The organism is Suipraeoptans intestinalis, assembly GCF_034091795.1.
Taxonomy (GTDB): domain Bacteria; phylum Bacillota; class Clostridia; order Lachnospirales; family Lachnospiraceae; genus Suipraeoptans; species Suipraeoptans intestinalis.
In genome coordinates, this window is sequence record NZ_JAXFXH010000016.1 from 95,313 (window position 1) to 106,542 (window position 11,230).

Sequence of the window (11,230 nt, forward strand, 5' to 3'; positions counted from 1 at the left end):
GAAGCGGTATAGAAACTATGGCAGGCAGAAAGCATGCCAAAAGCGTACCTTTTGAGTGAATCGGAAAAACAGGAAGACGTTGCAAAGTCACATATGAAGGAGGGAATTTTATGAAATTTAAAAACATTGTAGTAGCAGGCGGAGGCGTACTGGGAAGCCAGATTGCGTTTCAATCTGCATTTAAAGGATTTCGTGTAAAAATATGGTTGAGGAGTGAGGCTTCCATTGGAAGAACCCAGCCGAAGCTGGATAGATTATATCAGATCTACCTGAAAGAAGTGGAAGGATTGGAGGCACACCTGGGTAAAGACTATCCAGACTGCCCAAGAGGGTTTACTAATGAGTTTTCCAAGCTGACGGAGGCGGATATCCAGCAGTTCCGGCAGAAGATAGAAGAAGCATACAAAAATATAAAACTGGAGCTTTGTGAGGCAGAAGCGTTTCAGGATGCAGACCTTGTGATCGAAGCAATGGCAGAGAATCGGGAAGAAAAAGTGGCATTTTACAAGAGAATACGAGAGTATCTGCCGGAGCATACCATTCTGGTTACCAACTCTTCCACGCTGCTTCCCAGCATGTTTGCAGAGGATACCGGAAGACCGGACAGATACCTGGCACTGCATTTTGCGAACAATATCTGGAGAGGGAATACGGCTGAAATTATGGGCCATGAAGGAACTTCCAAGGAGGCTTATGATGCGGTGGTAGAATTTGCCGGGGAGATCGGAATGGTTCCATTGCCGCTGAAAAAGGAACAGCCGGGTTATATTCTGAATTCCATGCTGGTGCCATTTTTAAGTGCGGCGGAAGCGCTGTGGGCCAATGATGTGGCGGATCCCGAAACCATCGACAACACCTGGAAGCTGGGAACAGGATCGCCTTTGGGACCCTTCCAGATCCTGGACATTGTAGGCCTGATGACAGCGTATCAGATCGTTCTGGCAAAACCGGGGGCACAGGAGCCCGGTACGGTCATGTACAAGATCGCAGCGAAGCTGAAGGAGTATATTGACGCAGGAAAAACCGGCGTAAATGCAGGAGAAGGAATCTATAAATACTGATACAGAAAAAAGTGAAAGACGCAAAAAATCCGACCGCAAGGCCGGATTTTTTGCGTATAAAACACGGTATCCTGTAAAATAAAATGCCTCTTAGGGACGGCATTGTGGCGATCAGGGAGTGTGCCGCAAAAGCAATCCATCGCCTGTGAAGGATTCTGCACCGTGAGATCCTCTTTCAAGTCCGGGAGGAAAACCCTCAAAAAAACGGGAATTTCTGGAAGAATACTGGAAAAACAAGAAATTCTATGATAGAGTCAAAGCAGAAAATCTTAGGAAAGGGGAATTTTAGGAATGAGACCAAGGGGAAGGTGCTTATTGACGACACTGGTCATGTTGCTGGCGGCCATTTTCTGGCTGCCTGGAAATGCAGAGAGGGTGCATGCGGAGGAAGAGACGCCGGCACAGAGGTTTGCAGCTTTGCGGGAAAAGCTGCAGACGGCACAAGACGGTGAGGAGATCCTGCTGGAAGACGGAGACTATCTGTTTACAGAGACTTTAGTCCTGGAAGGGAAAAGCGTTGTGCTAAAGGCAGCGGGAAACGCTGTGTTTAAACGAGGGGAAGGATTTTCAGACACCTTTCTGACCGTGGCGGAAGGGGCAAGTCTGACACTGGAGGCAGGGATCGAGATAGACGGAGAACAGAAAGAGAGCAGGAGCAATGCGAATCTGCTCAGTGTGAAGGGCACACTTACTATCAATGGCGGACGATATCATGATGCAAAGGGAAGAGGGGGATCTTACAGGGCTCCGATCATTGCAAGCGGGGAAAATGCCAGAATCACGCTGAATCAGGGAACGATAGAAAACAATGATTATAGCACGGCCTCCACCGCATATTCTTCCGGCGCATTCCGGTTGGAAAACGGCGCAGAGATGGTTATGAACGGAGGGATCATCCGAAAAAATCAGGCGTCTGTCTATTATCCATATCCCAGTCTGCTGTGGTCAGACTCTCCGGGAGCCGGAGCTGTATTTGTGGCGCCGGGAAGCAAGATGACCATGAATGGCGGAGAGATCAGTGAAAATCAAGGCTGGGCGGGAGCTGTCCTTGTGGGAAGCGCAAGTCCCTATGATTACGAAAGAAGCGCGGTTTCAGAAGACCGTCTGAAGCCCCAGGAACTGGCAACGGCTGTATTTTCCGGTGGAATCCTGAAGGGCAACAGAGGAGTAGGCGGCGGAGGAATCTCGGCAAATGGAAATGTAGAGGTATCACTGCCGGAAGGAAGTACCGTTGTGATCCGGGAAAACAGAGCCTATCAGGGCGGAGGCGTCTTTGTGTCTGACTGGGCGGTAGACGGCATTGGCCTGGAAAAAGAAATCGCCAAACTTCCCATTGATACCTGGGAGAAGCATTATGCAGGAAAGTTTCATATGGCAGGAGGACAGATCACAGAAAACCGGTCGGATCAGGTAGGTGGCGGCGTTTTGGTCTCCTCCAACGGAGGACTTTTGACCGGAGGAGAGATTTCAAACAACGTTTCAGGAGATTATGGCGGAGGGGTCGGCGTAACGACGATTCCTTATACTCTGAAAATAGAGAATGCGTATGTCAGCGGAAATCAGGCGACAGGAAGCAAAGGGATCATGACAGAAACAGGGATATATCTTCCGGCAAAGAGCGGCGGCGGAGCCTGGTTCTGTCCTACCGGAGAAGCGAAGTTTTATGCGGAAAATGGGGCGGCTATCGTAGACAACCATGCCGGGGAGGCAGGAGATGAGTTGTGGAGCTCGGATAAGCTGTCCGGAAACTATTCTGTGACATTGACGGATCGGCTGATCGGAGGGACGAAGATCCGCCATTATGAGGATAAAAAGGGCGCCAGATATCAGGAGCCGGGAGTGGAAATCCAGGTAAAAGATGCCTCCCGGGAGATTGCAGTGAAAAGCATTGCAGATCCGGAGGGCGTAGCAATTGCCAAAGCCTTGTCCAAGCTGATGATCACTGGGAATACTTCCTCGAAGGGCGGCGGGATCGGCTCCAATGGGAATGTTGTGTTTGGAAAGGTTCCGAAAGAAGAGAATCCGTTAAAAGAAATAGAGATCATAAAGATCTGGGAAAAAGGATTACAGCCGAAAGAGATCAAGGTAGAACTGCGGGCAAAAGAGGGAGAAACGGACTGGCTGATCGAGACCTGTACATTAAATACGGAAAATGGATTTCGCTACAAAGTAAAGGATCTGCCGGCAACAGTTCACGGAAAACCGATAGAAGAGCTGCTGTATGTGAAGGAGCTGCAATCGGAAGAATATCAGGTTACCGTAGGCAAGATAGAAAGGCAGGAAGGGGCTCCGACGTTAAGTTTCCGGTTGAATCGGCCGCAGTTTTCAGATTATGAAAATCTCATGGCAGTGTATCAGGAAAATGCAGAAGTGTTCGATCAGGAGGCATGGGAGCTGAAAAGCTTTGAAGTGGCGATCCGGCTGGAGATAGAAGGACAGAAAGAGCCGGTTATTCAGAAGATGACCTACAATAAAGAAAGCTATTCCTGGGAGGGAAACGTTGCCTTTAAAGGAATTCCGATCACAGGGAAGGATGTGAAAGTGGAGTACGAGGAGGCTCCAAAGGGAGGATTTGTGGATCCGGGGCTGTTGGAATACCGATTAACTCTGAAGAAAAACCAGCAGGGAGAATGGGTGCTGAAGATTCCCAGGCTGCGTCCTTCCAATGTGCAGAATCCTACCGGAGAAGAAACAGTGCTGCGAGTAGAGGAGCTTGCCGTAAAAGCGCCGGAACAGGAAAGCTTTTCCATTCAGATCACAAACAAAGAGAGGATACCGGTCACCCCGCTGGAGCCGGCCAAAAGAAAACTGCAGGTGACCAAGGAATGGAAAGGGATCCAGCCGGAAAAAGCACCGGAAATAAAGGTGTATCTGGTAAAAAATGGAAAGAAAACAGATCGGTTTTTAACGCTGAATCGAGAGAATGAGTGGAAAGGAACCTTTGAAGATCTTCCGGTAACGGATACGGTGGAAGCAGAGGAAAATGTATATACGGTAGTGGAAGAGGGAGAAAAGGACGGCAGGGTTATTTTACAGGGAGACACTTACAAGGTGACCTATGACAAGTCTTCCATCCTCAATGAAAAAATCCCGCCTGAGGTTCAAAAAAAACCGGAGCAGCCGGGGAAAATCAAGAAAAACGAGAAAAAGGCGCCGAAGACAGGAGACACGAGGGCACTGCCGCTGCTGTTGCTGACTATGGTTTCGGCAGCAGGGATTCTGACAAGCAGAAAGCGATCGGGCAGGGACTCAGAAACGCTATAAAAGTCTGAAAAATGGAAGAAAAAGGGACGTTCCGGCACATCGGGGATCGATGAGGGGGCGTCCCTTTTTGGCGACTGTCTGTACTTCACTTTTCCGGCATCCTGGGATGTTAAGGCTCTTCCAGGATCTCTTTTAAGATTGCGATAGAATCCGATACAACCCTTGGACAAAGTTGAAAGAGCAGCCCTTTTTCAAAAATAATGGCGGCCTCTTCGTCCTTGGACAAATCATAGCCCAGGATCTGTCGGCAGAGACAGGAAGAATAGGTTTCGCAGAACTTCTCCTGAAACTTACGGGATTTTTCCATAAGAAGGGCTTTCTGCTTCCCTTCGTCTACATCGCCGTGCCCGTAAACCAGACCGAGGACTGCCAGGGCTCCGATGACGGCGCCGCAGCTTTCTCCCCGTCCCATGCCGCCGTCGAAGGCGCCGCCCAGCTTGCGTAGCTGCTCCCGGAGCAGACCGGTCTCTTGGGAAAACTCGCCGGTTACGATCTGGGCGCATCCCACTCCGTGCTGGAACAATTCTACAATGGTGGAAAGATCCGGTGGTGTTTGTGTATGCATATCTTCTCCTCCTTATTCCGTGGCTCCGCCGCAGCTGGAGCCCTGGCCTGCCGTGCAGCCATAACAGTGTTTGTCTACGCAGATACGCCGCTTTTTATAGGGCTTTCCTACCAGGTCGAAAATCGTCTCCCCCGTCAGGATGGGAAGGTCTTCCGCCTGATTGAAGTCGCAGTCGTATAGCTTGCCATCATATCGGACGGACAACTGGAAACGGCACATCAGTCCTTCTAAGGTGCCGGGATTGAAGGCCTGATACAGACTGTTCATATAAGAGGGCAGATTGCCGCTTCGAATAAGGAATTGTCCGAAACGTCCTATGGGATTATTTGTCAAGGTAAACAGATGGTGGAATACGATTCCGAAATCCTTTTGCAGGGCTGCCTTGTATTCCCGCTCCATAGCAGATTGCTCCGGAGGGAAAAAGGCGCCGGCCGGATTGTAGACCAGGTTCAAAACCAGATCCTCCTGTCTGCCATAGCCTGCCTGATTCAATCGGGTCAAAGCTTCAATCGATCGTTCAAAGGAGCTGTCTCCCCGCACCCGGTTCATTTCTTTGGGGCGGTAATAAGGGAGGGAACAGACCACCTCCACCTTGTGGGCTTTAAAAAAGTCGATAAAATCTTCGTAACCGGGTTCTGTCAGAATGACCAGGTTGGTACGCACGATCACATGAGGCGCGATCCGGACGGCCTGTTCCACAAGGTATTTGAAATCCGGATTCATCTCCGGAGCACCGCCGGTAATATCAATGGTTTCAATTTGTTGCTCTCTGGCATACCGAAGACAGGCATCCATCACATTTCGCGTCATGATCTCCGTGCGATGGGGACCTCCCTCCACATGGCAGTGCTTGCAGGCCAGATTGCAAAGATATCCGATATTCAGTTGTAAAACAGACAGATGATCGGCGGTATGGCCCCATTCCTCTGAAAGAAGCGTGGAGAAGGCCGGAATATCCGTCAATTCCTGAAATGCATTTCTCATTGCCATAGCTACAACTCCAATTTTTTTGCAATATTTTTCATCTGTACGCCATGTACCAGGGAAGCACCGCCGCGAATAGCAGTTGCCACATGGATCGCTTCTGTCATTTGCGCCTGGCTGACTCCTTTGTTTAGGCAGTCGTTTGTGTAAGCGTCAATGCAGTAAGGGCACTGAATAGAATGTGCCACGGCCAAAGCGATCAATGATTTTTCGCGAGCGGTCAGCTCTCCTTCTGCAAAAACTTTTCCATAGTAGTCAAAAAAGGCTCTGGCAAGCTCGGGAGCTTCCTCTCCCATTGTGGAAAACTTGGCCAGATCCTCGGGATTGTAGTAGGTGTTCATAAAAAGTTCCTCCTTTCAGACAGCGGCAGACTCCTTTGCAGAGTCTGCCCGATACTGAAAGTATTCTAGCATAAAAGTGGTCCGCAGGGCAATGCAAGAGGGAATACATTGAAAATACCAATGAAATGATGTCTATTATAGAAAATAACAATAATACCCTGTTCCCTCCCCGTTAGGATGAAGCTGTTGCTTAACAGCAGCAACCGCCACTGCCCTCTCCGGCGGCATCAGGCTCCGGCACAGAGGCACAGCCGTCAAATGCCCCAAAGTGGCGGGAACGATCCCCGATGATGGTAAAGTAGGGGGCAAAGCGTGTGTGCTCCAGCATGGCACAAGAATTGCCGCATACGGAAAGAGGAAGATGGGCATAGAGCCTGTGATGATCATCCAGATCAAAGAAATGTTCATGCCCTTCTATGCCGCCGTTGTAAATGGCAATCTGTCCGTATTGCTCGCAGATATCTTCCAAAAGATGAGGAAGCTTAAAAGCGCGCACGGTGCGGGAGGAATATTGGATATTTCCTACCAGTGCTTCAATGTCCGGATTATGAATGGCAGCCGGATAAGAGGTGGTATAACGAAAATCCTCCCACCCTACACGGCGCATCATACGCCGGAAGTCTTCGATATAAAGGCAGCCGCCCAGACACTCGCCAACCAGGACCGGGTGATGATTGATGGCATCCGGAACCCGACGATCTGCAAAAATATCACTGAAGAACAACTCGCCTCCGGGCTTCAAAACTCTCCAGATCTCTCGGAAAACCTTTTCCTTGTCCGGAGCGAGATTGATCACACAGTTGGAAATGACCACGTCCACACTTTCATCGGGGATCCCGACCTCCCGAAGATCCTCGATAAACCCCTTATGAAAGACCACGTTGTCGTATCCATATGCTTCCGCCATGGTTTTTTGATATTTTCTGGCGATGGCAAGCTGATCGTCATTCATGTCAACGCCGATGACCTTGCCGCTTTTTCCGACAAGAGCAGCCGCAATATACACGTCGCGGCCGGTCCCGCAGCCAAGATCCAATACGGTACAGCCTTCTAAGGCGTCGGGAAGGGGAGATCCACATCCATAAAAACGGGTGGTGATCTCTTCCGGGATCTTCCGGGCGATCTGCCGGATATGGGGAGGCATTTTGTCAGAAGCACAGCTACAGATCTGCGTTTCCATCTGTCCCCCCTGGTTGACGGTAATGTTGCTGTAGTATTCTTTTACATCCTGGTGTTCCATCGTTTTCTCCTTTTCCCCCTGAATACAGGGACTGATATTTTTACAGCAGATATAAGGACAGATATCTGCTGAATAACTGTGGGTCAAGCATACCATTTTTTTAAAAAACAGAAAAGAGAAAAGCGAAAAAACCGGGAAAGAAGGCGGGAGAAAAAGGCGGAAGATATTTCTGAAGAAAATCGAAAGAAAAGTGGCAGATTCAGAGAAATTACTTGTATTTGCAGGGGAGTCGTGATACTCTCCATAGGTAAGTGATGTTGGTAATACAGAGAGGTTTTTTCATAGATGTTTAAAAGAATAAAAAGGTTATGGGGAAGAAACAAAAGGCAGGAGAGACGCTGGAAAAAAGAGTTTTATGAGGAAGTGAAGGACCTGACAAGACATCCTGTGGTGCTACGTATGAAGCTTTATCCGCACCATGGAGTGACCAGTTGTTACGCACACTGTCTGAGTGTGGCCTATCAGAATTATAAGTGGAGCAGGATCCTGCGTCTGGATGCGCGGGCTGCAGCAAGAGGGGCGATGCTGCACGACCTGTTCTTATATGACTGGCATGAGTGCAGGGCGAAAACGGGAAATCCGGTTCACGGACTGACTCACCCGGAATCTGCCTATAAAAATGCAAGGAAGTTTTTCCGTTTGGGAAGAAAAGAAAGAGACGTGATACGGACACATATGTGGCCGCTGACCCTTTGGCGTATCCCGGAGACAAAAGAAGGATGGCTGACGGTGATAACGGATAAGTATTGTGGAGCTTTGGAGACTTGTAAGAGGAAAGAGAAGCGGAAAAGAGTGAAAGGAAGATAGACATGCGTCGCAAGGACAGGAACTTCAGGACTGTGAAGGAATCTGAAGATGGGACAGAGAAACTGATCGACCGGCTGGTGGAAGAGATCAATACGGAGGATATGACCATCCAGGATTTGGAACAGCAGATCCGCCGGCACAAGATACGGTTCTGGCAGAGAGTGGGAGCAGGGGTGGCCGTCACACTGGCGCTTGCCATTGGGATCTATCTGCTGATCGCTTTGCAGACATACAGTAAGGCGAGGGTGCTGAAAACGTATTCGGACGGCGAGATTGCCAACAGCAGTTATGCTTACTTTAACGGCGGGATTTTGAAATACAGCCGGGATGGGGCGGCTTATCTGAATCAACAGGGAGAAGAAAAATGGAACCAATCCTATCAGATCAGCAATCCTGTTGTGGAGCAAAACAAAAAAGCGGCGGTGATCGCAGACAAGGGAGGCAACGATATCTGGGTGGTAGAAAAGGACGGAGTAAAGGGAGAGATCCACACTACTATGCCCATTGAAAAGGTTGCAGTTTCACAACAGGGGATCGTGGGAGCTATCTTAAGAGACGATATGGCAGCCAAGATCCTGTGCTACGATATGGAGGGGAACGTGTTGGTGGAGATGAAAACGTCCCCGGCGAATACGGGCTACCCCATGGATCTTTCCATTTCAGAAAACGGGGAAACGGTGCAGGTGCTGTATCTGACTACGCAGGAGGGAAAGATTGCTTCAGAGATTGTGTATTATAATTTTGGAAAAAACGGGAATGAAAAAAAAGAGTATGTAGTATCCAGGGAACATTATGAAAATGTGGTAATGGCAGAGGGGGCTTTTCTGGACCGGACGAACTCAGTGGGAATACACGATAAGGGATTTGTCATCTATCGAGGAGAAAGCCAGCCAAAAGAAGTGGAAAAGGTCAGCATTAAGAAGAAAATCAAAAGTGCATTTTTCAATGACCGGTACATCGGACTTATCCTGCAAAATGAAAAAAAAGGCGGATGTGAGCTCAGACTGTACAATACGGCAGGAAAAAAAGTGTTATCGAAAAACTTCAAGGGAGAGTACAGCCAGGTTCAGATCCATGACAGTCAGGTGATTTTGTATGAAGGAAAAAAATGCTGTATTTTTTCAAAAAGTGGTGTGAAAAAGTTTGAAGGCGAGCTAAGCAGTTCCATACAGGAAATGTTTCCGATCTCAGGCGTGAACAAATATATTGTGATCAACACCGACGGGATCCAGGAAGTAAGGCTGGTAAAGTAAACAGGTGTACCTTCAGGGAGGCACCTGTAAGATCCGGCGCCTGCGGTGGAACAGAGATTGGAAAACAGAGTTTCACAATAGAAACACATGGAAACAAATGAGAGAGGACATACAAAACAGGCTTTCGCAGTACAAAAAGGAAAAGAAAAAGAAGGAAGACAGGGGGAAAGCGGATGAATCTGGCATTAATAGCAACCGGCATTATCTTTTTGATCTGCATCATCGTAGGAATTTGCAAGGGAGCGATCAGAATAGGCGTGTCTCTTTTGACGACGATTGTAACATTTCTTATCGTTTCTTTTGCGACGCCCTATGTGGCAAAAGCGATTGACAAATACACTCCGATAGACGAGGCCATAGAAGAGCAGGTAGAAGAGGCCATGATACGGATGGTCACAAATCAGGTACAGGAAGCGGGAACCTCTGGAAATCTTTCGGCAGAAGGGGTCAAAAAAGTGTTGAACGCAGCAGGAATTACGGAAGAAACCCTGCAGCAGTACGGAGTTACCGTGGATGATATTGTCAGCGGAAAGGTAGGAAAAGAGGAGCTGGCGAAATACGGAATTTCGGCCAGCCTGTTGGACGGTCTGTATGCAGGAGGAAAAGAAGCAAGCACGAAAGAGGTGTTGGATCTGGTAAATGTGCCGAGAGAGATGCAGATTTCTGCTATTAATACGGCGGATATCCCGGCGATTTTCAAGACACTGTTGATCCATCACAATAACGAAGAAGAATATAAGCGTCTGGGAGTGGATAGTTTCGGGGGGTATGTGGGAGCGTATCTTGCTGACCTGATCGTAAAGATCCTGGCATTTTTGGGCACATTTTTGCTGACGATCATTCTTTTACGGGCGATTATTTTTGCTTTGAATATCGTGTCAGAACTTCCTGTGATCGGGTTCCTTAACCGGCTGGGGGGAGGAATCCTGGGCGGTGTGGGCGCGCTGGTCATCGTGTGGATCCTGTTTGTTGTGATTACTCTGCTGTATACTACGGGGGTAGGCAAAGAAATCTATGATATGATACAAAACGATACGATCCTCCGGACAATTTATGACGGCAATCCGGTTATGAAGATCATTACTCTGATCCGGTAGAACCGGAATGTGGGGAATTGTTTCAGAAATGCTTGACAGGAACCGGAAAGTAATACTATAATAGCAATCGGGCTTGCAAAAGCCCGCAGTACGGAGAAATACCCAAGCTGGCCGAAGGGGCTCCCCTGGAAAGGGAGTAGGTCGTTAATAGCGGCGCGAGGGTTCAAATCCCTCTTTCTCCGCTGAAATGGGAAGCATCGAATTTAGATGGTTCTCATTTTTATTGCAGGTTTACTACAGGAAGCACGGCAGAAACCCAAGATCCATCTGGCGTCGATATTTGTGGCAAGAGCAATCACGAAATAATAGTGATGGAATATGTCAAAAAGAACAAAAAGTATTCTGGTTCTATACGGACATTTTCGGGCAACAAAAAAGGGCAACAAAAATGAGAGGATTTTGAAAAAATCTGTTGACAGAGATTCTTTACCTGTGATACTATGTCTAAGCTGATTCGCAACGAGCGAGCGGCAAAGTACCTTGATAACTGAACAATAGACAACAACCCTGAAAATTTCTTAAGAGAAAAATTCAGAACGGACAGGACCATGTTCTACATGGAACTGTCAACCTAAAACAACAGTAATAACGGGAAGATAAGCTAACGTTTATCTGAAA

The 11,230-nt window shown here is 48.3% G+C and carries 9 protein-coding genes and 1 tRNA gene; 6 read left to right on the top strand and 4 right to left on the bottom strand.

The features are described 5' to 3' along the window. Positions 1–110: 110 nt before the first annotated feature. Positions 111–1,061, top strand: a complete 951-nt coding sequence (locus SOW26_RS05715; RefSeq protein ID WP_276959362.1) for a 3-hydroxyacyl-CoA dehydrogenase — start codon at positions 111–113, stop codon at positions 1,059–1,061. Positions 1,062–1,352: 291 nt separating this feature from the next. Beyond that, positions 1,353–4,325 carry a Cna B-type domain-containing protein gene (locus SOW26_RS05720; protein WP_320652049.1) on the top strand — a complete coding sequence of 991 codons (2,973 nt, stop codon included), beginning with the start codon at positions 1,353–1,355 and terminating at the stop codon, positions 4,323–4,325. Between the two features lie 109 nt (positions 4,326–4,434). Here the strand turns inward: SOW26_RS05720 and SOW26_RS05725 are convergent, their stop codons facing one another. The 4 genes from SOW26_RS05725 to SOW26_RS05740 all read right to left on the bottom strand — a co-directional run bounded on the left by SOW26_RS05725 (position 4,435) and on the right by SOW26_RS05740 (position 7,455). Further along, positions 4,435–4,890 (bottom strand): C-GCAxxG-C-C family protein, encoded by a 456-nt coding sequence (locus SOW26_RS05725; protein ID WP_320652050.1) that lies wholly within the window; start codon positions 4,888–4,890, stop codon positions 4,435–4,437. Between the two features lie 12 nt (positions 4,891–4,902). After that, positions 4,903–5,880: an arsenosugar biosynthesis radical SAM (seleno)protein ArsS gene (gene arsS / locus SOW26_RS05730; RefSeq protein WP_276959366.1), complete on the bottom strand. Its 978-nt coding sequence runs from the start codon at positions 5,878–5,880 to the stop codon at positions 4,903–4,905. A gap of 2 nt (positions 5,881–5,882) precedes the next feature. Further along, complete coding sequence (locus SOW26_RS05735; RefSeq protein ID WP_154477732.1) at positions 5,883–6,215, bottom strand: arsenosugar biosynthesis-associated peroxidase-like protein; 333 nt, start codon at positions 6,213–6,215, stop codon at positions 5,883–5,885. Between the two features lie 190 nt (positions 6,216–6,405). Further along, positions 6,406–7,455, bottom strand: a complete 1,050-nt coding sequence (locus tag SOW26_RS05740) for a methyltransferase domain-containing protein (RefSeq protein WP_276959368.1) — start codon at positions 7,453–7,455, stop codon at positions 6,406–6,408. A gap of 285 nt (positions 7,456–7,740) precedes the next feature. Here SOW26_RS05740 and SOW26_RS05745 point away from each other — a divergent pair, with 285 nt between their 5' ends. The 4 genes from SOW26_RS05745 (at position 7,741) to SOW26_RS05760 (ending at position 10,794) form a co-directional block, all read left to right on the top strand. After that, complete coding sequence (locus SOW26_RS05745; protein ID WP_154477736.1) at positions 7,741–8,262, top strand: HD domain-containing protein; 522 nt, start codon at positions 7,741–7,743, stop codon at positions 8,260–8,262. Between the two features lie 32 nt (positions 8,263–8,294). Next, positions 8,295–9,515, top strand: coding sequence for a DUF5711 family protein (locus tag SOW26_RS05750; RefSeq protein WP_276959370.1), 1,221 nt, complete (start codon positions 8,295–8,297; stop codon positions 9,513–9,515). Between the two features lie 173 nt (positions 9,516–9,688). Then, positions 9,689–10,612, top strand: a complete 924-nt coding sequence (locus tag SOW26_RS05755) for a CvpA family protein (RefSeq protein ID WP_154477739.1) — start codon at positions 9,689–9,691, stop codon at positions 10,610–10,612. Between the two features lie 92 nt (positions 10,613–10,704). After that, positions 10,705–10,794, top strand: a tRNA-Ser gene (locus SOW26_RS05760). Positions 10,795–11,230 lie beyond the last annotated feature (436 nt).

Excerpts from the sequence above, each read along its gene's own strand:
- SOW26_RS05715 (WP_276959362.1), top strand. The coding sequence starts at position 111 with ATGAAATTTAAAAACATTGTAGTAGCAGGCGGAGGCGTACTGGGAAGC.
- SOW26_RS05735 (WP_154477732.1), bottom strand. The coding sequence starts at position 6,215 with ATGAACACCTACTACAATCCCGAGGATCTGGCCAAGTTTTCCACAATG.
- SOW26_RS05720 (WP_320652049.1), top strand. The coding sequence starts at position 1,353 with ATGAGACCAAGGGGAAGGTGCTTATTGACGACACTGGTCATGTTGCTG.
- SOW26_RS05745 (WP_154477736.1), top strand. The coding sequence starts at position 7,741 with ATGTTTAAAAGAATAAAAAGGTTATGGGGAAGAAACAAAAGGCAGGAG.
- SOW26_RS05740 (WP_276959368.1), bottom strand. The coding sequence starts at position 7,455 with ATGGAACACCAGGATGTAAAAGAATACTACAGCAACATTACCGTCAAC.
- SOW26_RS05755 (WP_154477739.1), top strand. The coding sequence starts at position 9,689 with ATGAATCTGGCATTAATAGCAACCGGCATTATCTTTTTGATCTGCATC.
- SOW26_RS05725 (WP_320652050.1), bottom strand. The coding sequence starts at position 4,890 with ATGCATACACAAACACCACCGGATCTTTCCACCATTGTAGAATTGTTC.
- arsS (WP_276959366.1), bottom strand. The coding sequence starts at position 5,880 with ATGGCAATGAGAAATGCATTTCAGGAATTGACGGATATTCCGGCCTTC.